Source organism: Trinickia sp. NRRL B-1857 (assembly GCF_050470685.1).
In the GTDB taxonomy this organism is placed as follows: Bacteria; Pseudomonadota; Gammaproteobacteria; order Burkholderiales; family Burkholderiaceae; genus Trinickia.
In genome coordinates this window covers 3673551-3691069 of sequence record NZ_JBFLUK010000001.1, presented here as the reverse complement: position 1 = coordinate 3691069, position 17519 = coordinate 3673551, and the positions used below count along the sequence as shown (strand labels likewise).

Sequence of the window (17519 nt, the reverse complement as noted above, 5' to 3'; positions counted from 1 at the left end):
TTGCGTCATCGGGTCACGACAGGTTGGGCAGCCGCGCGCAAACGGCCTATTCTATGAGAACGCCGCCCTCGCCTCGTGCCTTGCACCCGCCGAGCGCGGTTCGATCGCTCTTTCCTCCTACGGAGGTCCGCCATGTCGATGTCTGCCACCCTCGAGGCATGCCTACAGAACAAGGGCTGCCGCTACGACGTCCTACATCACCCGTACAGCCATTCCAGTATCGAAACGGCCTCGGCCGCGCACGTGCCGGGCGAGCGTCTGGCCAAGACGGTTTTGCTCGAAGACGAGCAAGGCTATGTCGCGGCGGTCCTGCCGTCGACGCATGCCGTCCGGCTCTCGGAGATTTGGGAGATGACGGGGCGCCATCTGACGCTCGCGAGCGAAACCGATATGCGCGAGCTGTTCAAGGACTGCGAGCCCGGGGCCGTGCCGCCTGTATGTACGGAGTACGGCATGATCACCTACCTCGACGAAACCCTTGCGCAGCAGCCCGAGGTTTATTTCGAGGCGGGCGATCACGAAGAATTGATTCATATGCAGACCGATCAATTCCTCGCCTTGATGGATCGCGCCGAGCGCGCCCGCTTCGCCCATCGGATGCAGGGCATCTCGCTCTAGCTGCGGCGAATTCGCCATCGCCTCCTAGCGGGCATCCGAAGCTTCGCCGGGCACGCGCGGTTTCTTCTCGGGCGGTTGCCGCCATTGCCCGCGCAGCGTCAAACCCTGCGCGAACGTGACGCGCTCGGCCGGCGTCAGCGTCGCGACGAAATCGGCGACGGCCGCCTCGATGCGCTCGCGCAGCGCACCGTCGGCACGGCGCGTACTCGCCAGCGCACCGTCGAGCGCCTGCCGATCGAGTTGCGGCGCCGCCACGAGCCGCAATACGTCGCGCCTGTCCTCGCGCGCCTGCTGCGCGAGCGGCTTTGCGTCGCGCCGCGCCTGCTTCAATGCGTCGAAAAACTGCTGCTGGCGCTCGGGCGAAAGCCCTTGCGCCGCGAAGCGCAGCGCCTGCGGGGCGGCGGGCCGCGCGCTCGTCGCCGCGCTTTCCGTGCGTTGGCCGATGAACCATCGGTAGGTGCCGCCGGCGATGGCTCCGACGAGAAACACGTTCAGTACGAGAGAGCCGACGCAAAGCGCCTTGACCGCGCGTGTCGTCATTCGATGCTCCCTTCGGCACCCGCGGCGTCGAATCCGAACGCCGTCGACAAATACGAGGGTTCGTGGGCGGCGCTCGGCCGCTCGCCGCCCAGCATCAGGAACGACATCGCCACGGCGCCGGCCACGAGCCCCGCCAGGCCGACGCCCGCCAACGCGGCCCCCGGCAGCCAACGCCATGCGGGTCGCCATCCGAGTGCGAACCGGCCGCCCGGCGCATTTGCCGACGCCACGATGCGGCGTTGCAGCGAACGGCTCGCCGGTTCGAGCGAATCGGCGGCCAAAGCCGCGTCGAGGGCGGCAGCAGCCGCAAGGCGCGGCTGCGCCTCGGCCGGATGCGCCTGTACGAATGCACATGCCGCACCGCGTTCGTCGTCGGGCCAGCGGCGCGGGTCGGCGCCGTATGCCTCGACGATCTGCGCGAATCGTTGGGAAGTCATCGTCGTCATCGATCGATCCTTGCTAGTGTTCATCGTTTGCGCCGGGCGGAAGCCGTTTCGGGCTCGCGCGGCGCCAACTGGGCGCGCACGCCGCGCCGGGCGCGGACCAGCAAGCTTTCGAGCGCATCCACGCTCAAGCCCATGAGGCTGGCCGCTTGCGCATTCGAAAGCTCCTGGTAATAGGTCAGCACGAGCGCCTCGCGCTGACGCGGCGGCAACGCCGCCAGCGCGGCGCGCACCCGCTCGCCGTGCTGGCGTGCTTCGAGCGCCGCCTCGGGTTCGCCGGCAGACGGCACGGCCTCCTCGGTCAACCGATCGGCCGCCTCTTCGTCGACGGTGTCACGCCGCGTCCGCAACCGGTCGTAGCACAAGTTCATCGCCACACGGTGCAACCAGGTATCGAAGCGCGCTTCGCCCTCGCGCCAATGCGGCGCTTGCTTCCAAACGCGCACGAACGTCTCCTGAGCCACATCCTGTGCTTCCATGCGGTCGCCGAGCATGCGCGCGGCAAGCGCAAGCACGCGCGGCAACTTGCGCGCCACCAATTGACGAACCGCCGAAGCATCGTCGCGCCCCACACGTGCAATCAGTTCGGCATCGGGATCGAAGTCGGGCTCGCTCAACGCAGGCTTTCTCCGTTCGCGCGGCACGCGACCGCCGAATCGATGCGGCGCCGCCGCAAAATCGTCGCGCCCTCGTCATCCACCGTCTGCACGCCCGTCCTCATCGTTCTCGTCCACGCTTCGTTTTCCGGCGCCTTGGCACCGGTTCAATCCTTAAACGGGCGCTGCGGCAAAAATCCGTCGCGCGCTCGTCGCATTGCTCGGCAGGCTACCGCAACATGCGCGGCATTCATCGCACATTTTTTTGAAATTGTTTACGGCGCGCTCGGAAACGGCATAGAGTCGGATCGCTAGACCGCAGTCCCACCACCGCCTCGCATGGCGAACGCCCCAGATCTGTCGCCTCGAGAAAGGCGACAGGGCGAGGCAAACGCGGGGCGGCCCGGCGTTTCCTCGGAAGGAGTGTCTTTCATGGTTCTTCGGTTACTCGCCGTGCTGCCGTTCGTCGGCATCTTGCTCGGCGTCCCGTTCGTCAATCGCGTCGAGCCGCTCGTGATGGGCATGCCGCTCGTGCTGGCTTGGATCGTATTTTGGGTCGTCATGAGCGCCGTCATCATGGCCGTGATCTATAAGCTCGACCCGACCAATCGCGCCGGTACGCAAGGCACCGAGGAGGCTCGGTCATGAGTAGCGCGCTTCTCATCATCGCCGCCGTCACGCTCGTCGCCCTCGGGCTCGGCGTGCGTGCCCGCCGCGGCCACGACATGAACCTCGAGCAGTGGTCGGTCGGCGGACGCAGCTTCGGCACCGCGTTCGTCTTTCTGTTGATGGCCGGCGAGATCTACACGACCTTCACGTTCCTCGGCGGCAGCGGCTTCGCCTACGGCAAAGGCGCCGCAGCCTACTACATCCTCTCGTACGCGACGCTCGCCTACATCCTCTCGTATTGGCTGCTGCCGCCGATTTGGCGCTACGCGAAAGCGCATCGCCTCGTTTCGCAGCCGCACTTTCTCTCGAGCAAATACGCGAGCCCCGCGCTCGGCGTGCTCGTGGCCATCGTCGACGTCGTCGCCCTCGTGCCTTACCTCGTCCTGCAATTCAAGGGACTCGGCATCATCGTCACCACGGCGTCCTACGGTGCAATCTCGCCGAGCGCCGCGATTTGGATCGGCGCGATCGTCGTGACGCTTTACGTCACGGTCTCGGGCGTGCGCGGCTCGGCCTGGAATTCGGTCATGAAAGATTTGATGATTCTCGCGATCGTCGTCTTCCTCGGCGTTTACCTGCCGCTGCACTTCTACGGCGGCTTCTCGCCGATGTTCCATGCCATCGATACGGCCAAGCCCGGCTTCTTGACGTTCCCCGCGAAGGGCTCGAGCGTCGTATGGTTCCAGTCGACCGTACTGCTCACCGCGCTCGGCTTTTTCATGTGGCCGCATACGTTCGGCTCGATCTATACGGCGCGCGACGATCGCATTTTCCGCCGCAACGCTGCGGTCTTGCCGCTCTATCAGTTGATCTTGCTCTTCGTCTTCTTCGTCGGCTTCGCGGCCACGCTGAAGGTGCCGGGCCTGAAGGGCAGCGATATCGACTTGTCCCTGTTCCATCTGTCGCTGCAAGCGTTCGACCCCTGGTTCATCGGCGTGATCGGCGCGGCGGGCGTACTGACGGCTCTCGTGCCGGGCTCGATGATCCTGAACGCCGCCGCCACGCTGCTCGCGAACGACGTCTATCGCGGCGCGGTCGACCGGCAGGCGACCGATGCGACGGTGGCAAAACTGGCTCGTCTGCTCGTGCCCGTGATCGCGCTTATCGCCGTCTTCTTCACGCTGCGCGGAGGCGAGACGATCGTGGCCCTGCTGCTGATGGGCTACAGCTTCGTCACGCAGTTGTTCCCGGCCGTGCTGACGAGCCTGGCCGCGCGCAATTGGGTCACCAAGCAAGGCGCATTCGCCGGCATCGTCGCGGGGGTGGCCGTCGTCGCTTATACGACGCTCACGCACGCCAGCATCGGCCAATGGTTCCCGTTCCTGCCCGACAAGCTCAAGGACGTGAACATCGGGCTCGTCGCGCTGGTCCTGAACATCGTCGTGCTCGTCGCGGTCAGCGCCCTGACGCAGCCTCGCCCCGCCGGGCACTCCCAAGCCCGCACGCTGTAACGTTCAAGCAAGCACGCGCTGCGCGATCTCCAGATATCGCGCAGCCGTGTCATCCAGCGTCAACCCATCGAGCGGACGGACCGAGCGCGGCTCGCCGAGCGCATCGACAAGCGCGCATCCGTATTGCGCGGCGTCGGTCGTATCGACTAGACGCACCCCCCGATAGCCGCGCGCGAACGCAAAGGCCTCGATCGCGTTTGCAACGATCGGCACGCCCGACGCGAGACCTTCGAGAAAGCCGATACTGTGCGCTTCGAAATGCGAGGGCATCGCGAAGACATCGGCGTGCGCAAGGAGATCGGGTACGTCCGAACGCGGGCCTTCCAGTTCCACGCGCGCGCCGATCCCGAGCTCATGCACGAGCAAGACGAGGCGCGCGTAGTAATCCCGGTCCTCGACGACGCCGCATAAATGCAAGCCCACGTCCGGCGCCCGCGCAAGCATCTCGCCGAATGCGCGCACGGTCTGAAGCTGCCCCTTCTCGGGCATATAGCGACCCACCTGCACGATGCGCCGCTCGCGTCGTTGCAAAGCCTTGCCGCTTGCGCCCGCCGCGCGCCGAAACCGGCCGACGTCGACGCCGTTCGGCACGACGAACGATGCGCCGTGCAGGCCGATGGTCGCCGCGTACTGCTCCACGTTGCGCTGCGAGACACCGACCAGGGCCTTCGCTCGATGCGATAGCAGCTGCTCGGCGCAGCGTAGCCAGCGGTTCTCGGTGAAGTCGTTCATACCGGAGTGCATGACGAATACGATCGGCACGCGAAGCGGCAACGCGCGCGCGTAGAGCGCGGGGATCGTCGTATGCGCGAACACGATATCGGGCGCGAATTCCCGGACGGTTCTGTATAGGAACGCGAGCCGCGCCAAGTGTTCGTGCCGGCGCGCCGGAAACCGGCATACCACGCAATGGGCCGCGAGTTCGCGCGCCGCGTCGGCGAAATCGTCCTCGGCGGGCAATAACGAGGCGATGCCGACGGCATGGCCATCGCGCCGATGCGCGATCGCGAGCCCCTTGACGAGCACTTCCGCGCCGGAGAGCCGCGGCGCGAGCAACAATTGGAGGATGCGCATGACGATGAGCCACGCAACGCGAGTGGCAGGACTCGAGCGGCGCGGCAATGGACGAAGCAACGGACGAAAGCAACAAGCGAAAGGTATCGCGCTCCCGCTTGTCCTCGTACGCCATCTTGTAGTCGCTATCGGCCGGCGCGCCCCGCTCGGCCGCACAGGACGTGGTTATCGCCAAATGTTCTAACGATATGGCCTTTGATTCTAACGAAGCTTACCCCTCACGCATACAATCGGGCACTTGTCTTCCGCGGCCTTAAGCGCCGCCTTCGATCGCGCGACGCTCATGCCCCACATCAACCTCATGTACTCCGCTTCCGGCCTCGGCGTCGGCTTTCTCGTCGGATTGACCGGTGTAGGCGGCGGCTCGTTGATGACCCCGTTGCTCGTGTTGATTTTCGGCGTCCATCCGGCAACCGCGGTCGGCACCGACTTGCTCTACGCCGCCGTGACCAAGGCGACGGGCACGCTCGTGCATGGATTGAAAGGCTCGATCGATTGGCGCGTGACGGGTCGTCTCGCGTGCGGCAGCGTCCCGGCCGCCGCGGCCACGCTGTGGCTATTGCAGCACTACGGCCTGCATTCGCAGGCGACGATGTCGTTGATTCAACATGTCTTGGGCATCGCGCTTTTGATCACCTCGATCGCCCTCGTATTTCGGCCCAAACTCGCCGCGTTCGCTACGCGCACGCCGCGCGGCGTCGGCCCCGGGCAAACGATACTGCTCACCGTGGCGACAGGTGCCGTGCTCGGCGCGCTCGTATCGCTGACCTCGGTCGGCGCAGGCGCGATCGGCGTTACCGTCTTGCTGCTGCTTTATCCTGCCTTGGCAATTACACGCATCGTGGGCTCCGATATCGCCCACGCCGTCCCGCTCACGCTCGTGGCCGGCATGGGTCACTGGCTGCTCGGCTCGGTCGACGTGGCCATGCTGCTTTCGCTATTGATCGGCTCGCTGCCGGGCATCGCGCTCGGCAGCCACCTCTCCGCCCGCGCGCCCGAGTCACTGCTGCGCAATCTGCTGGCCGCCGTGCTCGTGCTGGTGGGCGCTCGACTCGCTTGGGCATGACGCGCGGCGCCGCAGCCGAAAGATCGGCCACGCCGCCGCGCGCCCAGCGGCGTTACTTCGCGCCGGCCGGCGGGTGTTGACGGTTCAGCACACGCATCATCGCCGGACGATTGGCCATGACCGTGTCGTAGAACTTCGCCAAGTCGCCCTTCATCGCCGTACGCGATCCGTTGTCGAGATAGATCATGTGGCCCGACGGATAGCGCCGGGTCATGATGTTCGATTGCAACGACGGATCGACCGGCATGCTCGCAAGCGTCAGCGCCGTTTGGAAGAACGGCGTGACCGCATCGAAATACCCATTCGCCGAGAACACCTTCAAGTCGGGATTCAGCGTCATCGTCGCGGCCAGATCGCCGGCCGTGTAGAGCGTATTGCCGCCGCCCTTGGCCGCACCCGTCGGATCGATGTGGCTGAAGTCCCAGCCGTTGAACACCTGATCGTTCAAATCGACGAACGACGAAGTCGACGTGTATTTCAAGCCGTTACGCAGGTAGTCGTTCCACTCCACCGTATACACGCCCGCGACGTTGGTGATCGACGGATCGTTGCTGCCCGCGTTCGGCAAAATGAACGGCCCGATCCCCGTATTGATCGACGTTGCGCGACCGTCGTACTGGCCGATCGCGATGCCCGGAACGAGCGTACCGAAGAAGTTGCCGAAGCCTGCCGGGTTGCCGTACTCCTGGATCAGCGTAATCGGATCGACGCCTAGGTACTGCTGCATCTGCTGCGCGACGGGCAACGTCATGTTCAGCCGCGTATTGACGAAGCCGCTGTCGGCCGGATTCGGCGCTTGCTCGAGGGGGATCAATGTATTCGTCGCATACTGCATGACCTGATCCATATAGGCGTTCAGGTCCGTCGGCGGCGGCGTGATGCTGTCCTTCTTGTAGTAGAAGGCGTCGGCGGCCAACGTCGGGAACAGGCCCACCGCGCTCTCCGCATTCGAGTAGTCGAGAATCGACGACTGCAACGTGATCCCGTTCAGCTCGACGCCGTCCTCGTGCAAAACCCACGACAACACGGCGCTGCGGGCCGTGCCGTACGACTCGCCGAACAGGAACTTCGGCGAGTTCCAGCGGTTATAGAGCGTCAAGTAGCGCTGAATGAAGCGATCGATCGAGTGAGCGTCCTGGTCGACGCCCCAGAAATCCTTGTTCTTGAACGGCGCGATCGCCGCCGAATACCCGGTGCCGACCGGATTGATGAACACGAGATCGGAGTGGTCGAGCAAGCTGTCGGGGTTGTCGAGCAGCTTATACGGGGCCGGCGGCGTGAAATTCGGAAACGACGATTGGATCCGCTTCGGCCCGAACGAACCCAGCAAGAGATAGACCGACGAAGAGCCGGGGCCGCCGTTGTAGAAGAACGTAACGGGGCGGGGTTTCGTGGGATCCGGGTTGTCGGCCGTATAGGCGACGTAGAACATCTTCGCATTGGGCTGCGACGTGGATGCATCGATCGTCGTCAAATGCCCCGCGCGCGCCGTATAGGCGATCGTCTTGCCGCCGATCGTCACCGAGTGGTGAGAAACGGCAACACCCTCAGTCGAATCTGCCACGGAATCGTTAGGACCGGTGCCGTAGACGTCCGTGTCCGTCAAGGCTTGATCGGCCTGCGGCGTCGCCGCGCTCGGACTCGAAGCCGCGCCGGCGCCCGCGGCCGGCGAATTCGCGGAATTGGCCGCGGCGCCACCGCCCGCGGGCGAGGAATCGCCGCCGCCGCAGCCGGCCAGCAAGACCGCCGCGAGGGCCGCGGCTGCGATAGGAGCCCACGTACCGGGCATTGCGCCGTTCGACGCCGCGTCGCTTCTCGACAACCCAAGTTTCTTCATGGTTTTTACCGCCTCTATGAGAACCACCTCGGATACCACCGCCTGAAACGCGTGTTCCGATCTCTAACCGCATCGATTTCGTGCGCGGCCTGTGCAGCTCGACTTCGACATAGCCGACACGACTCGATGCGCTCTCGAATCCGCGTTAATCGACGGGCCATTAAATCTTTTCTTTGATAATCGATGATTCAGGCAATACGAATCCCCGAAGCCTAGGCGCTCCGTATAAAACCTAATATCTATCTTTAATATGATGTATTCCGCCGTTACGCGGCACGAAGCTCTATACGCGCCCCTCCAAACTCACATAGAGATCTTCGACCGGGGTATTTCGCCGACACAAAATCAACAAAAAAAGGAAAAATAATTCTACGCTGACAATTCGAAAGGTTTATATTTTATCTTATCGAATATACCGATCCGTCATTCTTGATTTATATGAATCGGAGCGCGTCTGAGAAAACACGAATCGTCGTAGTCCGGAATCGATGCGGAACCGGTAGGAACGCACTTGGTAAGGTAAGGACTGCCAACTAGCGCGGGCCGAACGTTCGATAGATCATCCAAAGGCCCGCCGTCGCGAGGCCCGCCGTCATCGCCCAGGCAATGCCCGTCGCCCCCCATCCACGCACGGCCCACGGCACCACGGCCACGAGAACGACGACCTGCATCGCCGATGCTTGCGTCGCCGCGCGGGCGTCGCCCCGCGCGCGCAAGTAAGCGACGAGCACCGCAATGAGCGCACCGAGCCCCATGTTGACGGCGAAAATGCGAAACAGCGGCACGGCCGGTTGCCATTGCGGCCCGAGTACCCAAGCGAACAACGGCGCGGCGAGCATGCGTAATGCGAGCACTACCAGCGCGAGCACGCACGCGCCAACGACCAGCCAACGCTTAACGAGCCGAGCCGCCTCGTTCGCATCGGCTCGATGGCGCGCGGCGAACGTCGGAAACAGGTATTGCGCAAGCGCAATGGCCGCATCGGCCAGCAGCAACTGCGCGAGACGGGAAGACATCTGGTATGCCCCGAGTTGCGCGGGTCCAAGCATTTTTCCTACGACGATTTTGTCGAATTGATTGAGGATCAGATTGACCACGCTACCGGCCCAGATCCAACGAGAAAAACCGACGTAGTGGCCGATGCCGGACCAATGCAACGCGAGCGGCGGACGCGGCGCAAACGCGATCCAGGTCAATGCGGTCTTCAGGCTTTCGCCGAGCAGCATGCCGATCAAGACCGCATAGACGCCGACCCCGGAGAGCGCGAAGGCAAGTCCCACGCAACAGTCGACGAGCGCCGCGCCGATCTCGATCGCGGCGACGCGCGAGAAGCGGCGCTCGCGCTGCGCGACGTAGTAGCTCGGCGATGCGATCCCCCGCACGAGCGGCAAAGCCGCGGCCATTTGAATCAACAGCGAGCGCCCCAGATGAAACTGGCTCGCCATGAAAGGCGCCGCGACGATGAGCACGAGCGCAACGCATAATCCGCGCACGACCAAGGTATTGAGCACGGCGGCAAGCTGGTCGCGGGTAGGCGCCTTCTCGCCTTGCACCACGGCTTGCGCAAGCCCCGTATCGGACAGCGATTCGGCGATCGCCACCGCGAGCAGCGCCACGCTGACGCTGCCGATCGCGGCCGGCCCGAGAATGCGGCCGATGGCGAGAAACTTGACGGCCACGAGACCGCGCACCGCGAATTGTTGCGCGAGCACCCAAGTGGGCGCGCCGGGAGCGAAAAGCGCGCGCATCGATGGCGAGACGAGCCCTATCGATTTGGCCGATCCCGCTCGATTGCCGCGTACTGTATTCACGATAGATAGGCCCCGCGTCGCTCGAATCACAAAGTAACGCGTCGACGCAGCCGAAAAACGCCATCTCGTAGCCGCCATCCGCCAACGAAACCGTCATGGCCTATACATGCGCAAACGGACGAGAAGTTGGCGGCTCTTCGCGATAAAGCGGTGGTACGGTTTTGAGGCGCCATGCCGCGAACGTATCGAAGGCTAGGCGGCGGATCCTTCTCTCAATGAAAACATCAGCCGAATCAAAGCGACTCGCCGGCCTGCCTTTGCACGAAGCCATCGATATGCGCACGCGTGACGGGCTCGATCGATCGGCGCCTGCCCCTGCGATCGATCGAGCCCATCCGGTCGTTCTCATCGTCGAGCCCGATTTCACCGGTCATCGATGGCGCTATGCACAATGGGCCGCGCAAGCGTTCACCGAAGCCGGGCGGCGATGCGTGATCGCGACGACCTCGGCCAATGCGCATCATCCGCTCGCACAATCGATCGCGAGCGAACAGCTACCGGGGATCGGCCTCGCATTGATCGACGAGCGCCCGCCGTCGAACCCATGCGCCGCCTATGTCGAGCACATTCCCTACGTAGGCCATCACCGCTATTTCGCGCAGGCTTATGCGAGCGTTTCAGCGCGCACGTCGATATCGTTCGTGCTCGTTCCTTATATCGACTATTTCCTTTACGCGTTGCCCTTTCTCGGATCGCCGTTTAACGACACGTCCTGGATCGGCATCACCATGCGCACGACGTTTCATCACCGGCACGTCGGCGTGAAAACGCCCGATCGCCCGCTCATCAATGCAATCAAGGCAACCCTATTTCAACGCGCGCTGCGCACGCCCGGTCTGCGTACGCTGCTCTCGATCGATCCCACGTTGATGCAGTGGAGCGAACAAGCATCGCCACAGGCGCAGCGAGGTGCCAGGATCGCCTATCTAGCCGATCCCTTCCCCGATTTGCACGCCCCAGACGCGGCGCAGGCACGCGCGCGCTTGAGGCTCGCGCTTGGTCCACACCTCCTTGTCTACGGATCGATCACCGAACGCAAAGGAATCCGCGAACTCATCGTCGCGCTCGAAGCGATGGCCTCGCCGCCGACACTTGTCGTCGCGGGGCAGCAAGACGAAGCGACTCGCGCGTTCTTGCGTACGCACGGATCGCGCCTGGCACCGGCCCCTGTCGTCATCGATCGCTTCATCGACAACGAGACGGAGCTCGATCTATTCTCCGCGTGCGAGGTGCTGTGGCTCGGGTACAAGGGGCACTATGCAATGAGCGGCGTACTCGTGCAGGCCTACCGGTTCGGCAAACGCGTGATCGCGACATCCGAGGGATTGATCGGCTGGTTTTGCGCCGAAGACGCATTCGGGCCCGTGCTCGACGACCTGTCGCCGCCATCTATCGCCACAGCAATAGATCGAGCGTTTGCGACGCAAAGACCTGTCGATGCCCCGACGATGGGGCCGCGCGGCTCGCTCTTGGAGCACCACACGCTAGATGCGTTCAAGCGCACGCTGCGCGACGCCGCCATGGTTCGCGCCGGGTAAGCCACGCTATCGGCTAAGCGGCGGCGGAATATCGTCGAGCGAAGGCGCAGCACTCGCGCTCACCACGACGGCACACGGCGCACGCGATACCGGCGCACCCTCGTCGCCAACCGTACGTCGACCTGTCCGCATAGCCGGGAACAGGGCATTGCGCAACTTAAGGAACGGAAATTCGATTGCCCTCGTCGTAACGTATCCGACACCGATCGCGATCGTCGCTTGCATGGCCAGTGCGCCGGCCCAAACGATCGGACGAGGCATGCCCGCCGCCGTGGCCTTCGCGATAAAGATCGCGCCCGGGGCGAGCGCGATCGAATGCCACAGGTAGATGCCGTACGAATACACGCCGATCCACGCCACCGCCCGAAACCACCTCATTCGGCGTATCGCGCCCGCGTGTTCGAGCATCAGCACGATCAGTGCAACGAAACCGACCGATTGAATCGTATAGCCGATGCTTTCGTCGAGCGCGGTATAGGGCGTACCGAATCCGAGCCACGCCGCCAACATCAAAACCATTGCGACGAGCATGGGGGTGCACCGCGCGAGGCGTCGATAGAGTTCGGGCCTCATCCAGTAGACCACGGCCAGCATCACACCTGCCAGCAAGCTATCGATACGGTACTGGGTATAAGCGAACGCCGCTTCCAGGCGGCCCTCGCCGACAGCAATAGAACGTATGACCAATACGAATAGGCAAACCGCGCCGAGCATGGCCAGCATCGCACGCGCACCGATCCGCCAGCGCGAGAAAACGAGCAGTACTGCCGGCAGGAGCAGATAAAAATGTTCCTCGACGGCGAGGCTCCATGTCTGCGAAATCGACGTGCCGAGGTAGTTTTGCAAGTGCGTGAGGTTCTGCACGAGAAAGCTGTCCAGCGGATGCCGCCGGGTCATCGCGTGAAATGCGATCAGTACGTAATAGGCCGGCCAGATCTTGAAGATCCGCCGTACGATGAATCGGCGAGCGTCAATCGCACCATCCTCGGCGTACTGCCTGAGTAACAGTCCGCCGACAAGAAACCCGCTCAAGGTGAAGAATAGGTTCACGCCTTCGCGGCCGAAGTGCGTGAACGGATACTGCGCGATCGAAACGAGCGCCAAACCGGGATCGACCGATCTGAAGTGATACCCCATGACAGCGATGATTGCGATGCCGCGCAAGAAGTCGAGCTCGATGGCCCGATCGCGAACGATCGCTTTAGCATCCCCGAACAGATTCGTGATCATCGTGGCATCCCTCGCCGGCGCGACGGCCGGGGTCGATTCGGCCCTTCGATCTTCGGCCGCGCAAGGCGTGGACATCCGCCAATGTCGCGCCATTAGCCGACAACTTCGCCATGGTCGAAAGGACCCGTGGCACAGGCGCACGAGTCGTTCGTCGATGCATTCGCCCGCTTCCGCCTAACGCTAGGCGAGCGCCGCCAAGCGCGGTCTCGGCGCGCATGCGGGCGGTATAGTCGGCTCGTGATCCGGGCGTGGAGCCGTCAACGAATAGGAACAGCCTCGACATGCGACAGACGCGACACCGATTCGCACCGGGCGTGCGCCGCATGGCGACGAACCCGTTCGCACGTCCATGGATTGCGCTCTTCGTCTTTCCGCTCGCGATGGATTACAAGGCGGCAACGACGAGCGACAGCCATTGGGCGCAAATCGCCCTCGTCGTTCCCGTCTTGATCGCGGGCGCGGCGCTCATGCTGATCGGTCCGCGCGTTCGGGACCGGTCCGCGTTGCGCGCGTGGGTCACCGGTTCGCTGATATTGGCCGTGCCGGCGAGCCTGCTGACCGAGTGGCTGCAAGAGAACAGCATCGGCCAATACGTGCGCGTCCTGCTTCCCTTCCTGCTGTTTCAACTCGGGTTCGCCGTCGCATGCAGGCCCTGGCAAGCGGCACGCCTGGAGCAATTCGAGAAGACGCTTTTTTGGGCGAACGTCGTCAGCCTCGCTTTCACGTGCCTCTATGGGCTCATCGTCGCCGGCTCCCTCGAGCAGGTGCGCTATCGAATCGTGTCGGTCACGTTCCTCGCATTGCAAGGCGTCCTGTTGCACGAATTCGTCGTCGCCAAGCGCTATACGGCACTGACGCTCGTTCTCTTCATGGCAACCGTCGTCATCGAACTGTTGAGCGTGACGCGCTCGCTGCTGGTCGGGACCGCCCTGCTATTCGCACTCGCGGTCTGGATGAGTGCGGCCGGAACACGCACGCTTGCGCACGCGGGCGTACGCGCGCTTCTCGTCGCCGGCGTGCTCGCGGGCATGGCGCTCACGGCGGCCGCCTGGTTCCCCGGCGTAGCCGAGCACTGGATCCAGCGCATCGACTTCGCTCAATCGAGCACGAAGACCGGGGAAGACCCGACGACGATCACGCGTCTCGCCGAGATGCGCGATCAATACGATCAGGTTCTATCGTCGCCGGTTTCCCTACTCGTCGGGAAAGGCTACGGCCACGACTACGGCTATTCGCCCGCCTATCTACCCGATCTCGCGGGGCAGATGAGCAAGAAGGATTTCTACGCGGAGCGCGACTGGGCGGCCGGCCACAACTTCTGGGTTTACCAATTCTTCGCGGGCGGCTTGTTGTTCGGTCTCGCGCTTCCGCTTGTCCTGCTTTATGCGCTCGCGCGCTGCACGATCACCTATCGACGCTGGCGGGCCTATGCCCCTCATACGCCGCAACTGCCCGTGCTCGGCCGTGCGATCTTGCTTACGGCAGCGCTTCCCGCGGCGTCGATCGGCGGCAATCCGCTCGGCCCTCGGTTCTCGGGGCTCATCTTCGGCGTCGGGCTCGGACTCATGGTCGCGATGCATGCGCAGCTCAGGCACTTGGCGCAACGCAAGGCCCGTTCGCCAATGTACGCCGGACCGCGTCGAGCGCCAGCCTCGGCCGAGAACGCCGACGCGCTCGCTCCATGAGACTGCTTCACGTCCTGCCCACGCTCGATCCGGCCAGCGGCGGACCCGCCCAGGCCGTCCGGCAAAGTACTCTTGCGTTGACGAGACTTGGGCACGCGATCGAGATCGCAACGTTGGACGAACCCGGTGCGCCGTTCCTACTCGATGCGCCTGCGCACGTCACCCCGCTCGGCGCGGGTCGAGGAAACTATCGGTTTGCACCGCAAGCATCGATTCGGCTACGCAAGCAGGCGCCGAGATTCGATGCGGTAATCGTCCACGGTCTTTGGCAATACCACAGCTTTGCCACACGACATGCTTTGCAAGGCCTTTCGGTCCCTTACTATGTCTTTGCGCACGGCATGCTCGACCCCTGGTTCAAGCGCACGTATCCGCTGAAGCATCTGAAGAAATGGCTCTATTGGCCGTGGGCCGAATATCGCGTCCTGCGCGATGCGCGCGCCGTTCTTTTCACGACGGAGGAAGAACGCCTTCTCGCGCGGCAATCGTTCTGGCTCTATCGCGCACGCGAATGCATCGTGCCTTGCGGCACGCCGGCGCCGCCCGGCGACGCGGCGAGCCTGCGGGCCGGCTTCTTACGCGCCTACCCCACGCTCGCCGCGCAGCGTTTGATACTGTTTCTCGGGCGGCTTCATCCGAAAAAGGGCTGCGACCTCCTGCTCACGGCATTCGCTCGTGTGGCGCAAACCGACCCTCGGCTTCACCTCGTCATGGCCGGCACGGGCGAAGCGGAAATCGTGTCGCACTTGCAAACGCTTGCGCGCGAGTTGAACGTCGCCACGCGCGTCACGTGGACGGGCTTGCTTCAACACGATCTCAAGTGGGGCGCCTTCGCCGCGAGCGATGCCTTCGTCCTCCCCTCGCATCAGGAGAACTTCGGCATCGCCGTGACCGAGGCACTGGCTAGCGGCACACCTGTGCTGATCTCCGACAAAATCAACATCTGGCGCGAAGTCGACGCCGATGAGGCGGGGTTCGTCGCAGCGGATACGGTCGACGGCACCACCGCAAACTTGCGCCGCTGGCTCTCGCTCGATCGCGCTCGCACAGAGCGGATGCGCGAACAAGCGCGGCTCGCCTTCGCCACGCGGTTCACAATCGATGCGCATGTGCGCAGACTGCTCGACGTCCTCGCATCGGATCGCGACGTCAATGCCTAACGAATCGCATCAGCGCCGATGCAAACGGCACGGCGACGGGCACCGCGGCGTCGGCCGAACCACCCTCCCCCGCGTTGCACGGCAGGGCCGGCGCGGCCACCGCGTCGGGCGTATGCAGCGTTTTGACGAGATGGCCGGCAAGACGTAGTGCAAGCGCGGCGATCGTGATCGTCGGGAAATTGGCACCTACCGTCGGAAACACCGAACTGCCGGCAACGAACAGATTGTCGATACCGAAGACTTTGCAATGCCGATCGACGACGCCCTCCCGCGCCGAATCGTGCATGCGCGTCGTGCCCATGTGATGCCACGTGCCTTCGAGCGACGGCGGCCACGCACGGCCCTCAAGCGGCCCGTCGAGCCGAACGTCGGCAACCGCGCTGGCGCGCAACTCCGCGGCCAACAACTCGAACGTACGATCGAACGTACGCTGTGCAAGCTCGGTGAGCCGCCATGCGACTTTCACGCGCGGCATGCCGAGTCGATCGCGCTGCTCGCTCAGTGTCACGCGGCTCTCTCGGTTCGGCTGCGGTTCGACGATCGCTTGCAATTTGACGTCGCGGATCAATACGCGCGGCTGCAAGAGGCGCGTCAATCCGAACCCCGCGGTATCGATCGGATGGCTAAGCATCGTCGCCAAGTCGTCGCCGAAACGCCAACCGGGCTGCTCTTTATGCAGCAGCGCTTGCTTGCAGCGGATCAGCGCCTGCGCGCCCTCGCTGGCCTCGCCGTAAAACACCGAAAAAAACCAGACGCGGGAGTTGAGCAGCTTTTCTCGCCGCAGCACCTCGGGTGCGAGCGCGAACTGCGACGAAATGGGCGTACTGTAGGCGGCGACGGCCGCGTTTTGATAGTGATATTTGATGTCGTAAAGCTTGTTGCGCGACCATCCCGGGGCAAAGCGCACGCTCGCCGACATGATGCGAGGGTGGTCCATGAAATACCGTCCCACGTTGTCGAACGCATTGCCGAGACCGGCCGCCTGCACGCGATTGGATGCAAGGAGCAGCCTCGCGTTCTCGATACCGCCCGCCGCCAGCACGAAACGCTTGGCCACGATGGTCATGTGCCGGCCCGTGAGCGTGGCGACTTGTACGCGTTCGACGCGACGCGCGTCGGCATCGGTATCGATATGCACCGCATTCGCATGCAGGAAGACGCGGATATGCGGCGAGCGCTCGAGATCGAGACGATAGAGTTTGCCGAAGCGCGCGGGCGGGCTGAATTGCGCGATCGTGTCGCGCACGGTACCGGTCACGAGCGGGATGCGTCTGACGTCGGCGCGCCCGATCGCTTTCTCCCAAAACGGTGGGTCGAAGTTGTTCGGCCCGAGCTTGAGCAGCGCGTGGGTACGCGCATAGTAAGGCGTGAGCTCGTCGAGGCCGAACGGCCAACCGCTGCCCGGCACCCAGCTGCGTTTGTCGAAATCCCACGGGTCGAGCGGTCTGCACCAGCCGCCCCAGCAATTGCTGCTGCCGCCGAAGTAGCGGCTGCGGCTGCCGTCGGCAAACGCATAGGGCAACCCGGCGTTCTCGCCTCGATACAGATCGCGCGTATCGTCGTCGGGCCGATAGCCGCCGCTTTCGAGCAGGCAGGTGTCGATGCCGCACCGGTCGAGTTCGAGCGCGAGCGTAATCCCGGCGACGCCCGCGCCGACGATGCAAACCGTCGTTTCGATCTCTCGGCCGTCGTCGATGCCACGCGTATCGATGAACATGGCTGCTCCCTTTTCTCTAATCTTCAGGCCTACGGGCCGCCTCTTCCCGACAAGATGTCTGCGCCTACCGCCACGCGCGGACGA

15 protein-coding genes are annotated in these 17519 nt (G+C 63.8%); 7 read left to right on the top strand and 8 right to left on the bottom strand.

Annotation, left to right across the window (positions count from 1 at the left end):
- Positions 1–132: 132 nt before the first annotated feature.
- Positions 133–618, top strand: coding sequence for an aminoacyl-tRNA deacylase (locus AB1286_RS16450; RefSeq protein WP_430364262.1), 486 nt, complete (start codon positions 133–135; stop codon positions 616–618).
- A gap of 24 nt (positions 619–642) precedes the next feature.
- Here the strand turns inward: AB1286_RS16450 and AB1286_RS16445 are convergent, their stop codons facing one another.
- Genes AB1286_RS16445 through AB1286_RS16435 form a run of 3 tightly spaced genes read right to left on the bottom strand, consistent with a single transcriptional unit; the run spans position 643 to position 2218 of the window.
- Positions 643–1158, bottom strand: coding sequence for a periplasmic heavy metal sensor (locus AB1286_RS16445; RefSeq protein ID WP_430364261.1), 516 nt, complete (start codon positions 1156–1158; stop codon positions 643–645).
- The gene (locus AB1286_RS16440) at positions 1155–1595 is read right to left on the bottom strand and encodes a hypothetical protein (protein ID WP_430365097.1); all 441 of its coding nucleotides are present in this window, start codon (positions 1593–1595) and stop codon (positions 1155–1157) included. The genes AB1286_RS16445 and AB1286_RS16440 overlap by 4 nt, the downstream gene beginning before the upstream one ends.
- A gap of 29 nt (positions 1596–1624) precedes the next feature.
- Positions 1625–2218 (bottom strand): RNA polymerase sigma factor, encoded by a 594-nt coding sequence (locus AB1286_RS16435; protein ID WP_430364260.1) that lies wholly within the window; start codon positions 2216–2218, stop codon positions 1625–1627.
- 411 nt (positions 2219–2629) lie between these two features.
- Here AB1286_RS16435 and AB1286_RS16430 point away from each other — a divergent pair, with 411 nt between their 5' ends.
- Together AB1286_RS16430 and AB1286_RS16425 are read left to right on the top strand one after the other, a co-directional pair.
- Positions 2630–2845: a DUF3311 domain-containing protein gene (locus AB1286_RS16430; RefSeq protein WP_430364259.1), complete on the top strand. Its 216-nt coding sequence runs from the start codon at positions 2630–2632 to the stop codon at positions 2843–2845.
- Positions 2842–4317, top strand: coding sequence for a sodium:solute symporter family protein (locus tag AB1286_RS16425; protein WP_430364258.1), 1476 nt, complete (start codon positions 2842–2844; stop codon positions 4315–4317). The genes AB1286_RS16430 and AB1286_RS16425 overlap by 4 nt, the downstream gene beginning before the upstream one ends.
- A gap of 3 nt (positions 4318–4320) precedes the next feature.
- On the opposite strand, the gene AB1286_RS16420 is transcribed toward AB1286_RS16425, so the two are convergent.
- Positions 4321–5391 carry a glycosyltransferase family 4 protein gene (locus tag AB1286_RS16420; RefSeq protein ID WP_430364257.1) on the bottom strand — a complete coding sequence of 357 codons (1071 nt, stop codon included), beginning with the start codon at positions 5389–5391 and terminating at the stop codon, positions 4321–4323.
- Positions 5392–5674: 283 nt separating this feature from the next.
- Between AB1286_RS16420 and AB1286_RS16415 the strand changes: the two genes are divergently transcribed.
- Positions 5675–6457, top strand: coding sequence for a sulfite exporter TauE/SafE family protein (locus AB1286_RS16415; protein WP_430364256.1), 783 nt, complete (start codon positions 5675–5677; stop codon positions 6455–6457).
- A 52-nt stretch (positions 6458–6509) separates the two neighbouring features.
- On the opposite strand, the gene AB1286_RS16410 is transcribed toward AB1286_RS16415, so the two are convergent.
- Together AB1286_RS16410 and AB1286_RS16405 are read right to left on the bottom strand one after the other, a co-directional pair.
- Positions 6510–8246, bottom strand: a complete 1737-nt coding sequence (locus tag AB1286_RS16410) for a S10 family peptidase (protein WP_430365096.1) — start codon at positions 8244–8246, stop codon at positions 6510–6512.
- 581 nt (positions 8247–8827) lie between these two features.
- Positions 8828–10042: an oligosaccharide flippase family protein gene (locus tag AB1286_RS16405; protein WP_430365095.1), complete on the bottom strand. Its 1215-nt coding sequence runs from the start codon at positions 10040–10042 to the stop codon at positions 8828–8830.
- Positions 10043–10320: 278 nt separating this feature from the next.
- On the opposite strand from AB1286_RS16405, the gene AB1286_RS16400 reads away from it, so the two are divergent.
- The gene (locus AB1286_RS16400) at positions 10321–11643 is read left to right on the top strand and encodes a glycosyltransferase (protein WP_430364255.1); all 1323 of its coding nucleotides are present in this window, start codon (positions 10321–10323) and stop codon (positions 11641–11643) included.
- A gap of 6 nt (positions 11644–11649) precedes the next feature.
- On the opposite strand, the gene AB1286_RS16395 is transcribed toward AB1286_RS16400, so the two are convergent.
- On the bottom strand, positions 11650–12873 hold the full coding sequence (locus AB1286_RS16395) for an acyltransferase family protein (protein ID WP_430364254.1): 1224 nt from the start codon (positions 12871–12873) through the stop codon (positions 11650–11652).
- 281 nt (positions 12874–13154) lie between these two features.
- On the opposite strand from AB1286_RS16395, the gene AB1286_RS16390 reads away from it, so the two are divergent.
- Positions 13155–14558, top strand: a complete 1404-nt coding sequence (locus tag AB1286_RS16390; RefSeq protein WP_430364253.1) for a hypothetical protein — start codon at positions 13155–13157, stop codon at positions 14556–14558.
- A complete protein-coding gene (locus AB1286_RS16385; RefSeq protein WP_430364252.1) occupies positions 14555–15718 on the top strand; it encodes a glycosyltransferase in 1164 nt (387 codons plus the stop codon). Before AB1286_RS16390 ends, AB1286_RS16385 begins: the two co-directional genes overlap by 4 nt.
- Here the strand turns inward: AB1286_RS16385 and AB1286_RS16380 are convergent.
- On the bottom strand, positions 15708–17435 hold the full coding sequence (locus AB1286_RS16380; RefSeq protein ID WP_430364251.1) for an FAD-dependent oxidoreductase: 1728 nt from the start codon (positions 17433–17435) through the stop codon (positions 15708–15710). The genes AB1286_RS16385 and AB1286_RS16380 overlap by 11 nt on opposite strands.
- Between the last annotated feature and the right edge of the window lie 84 nt (positions 17436–17519).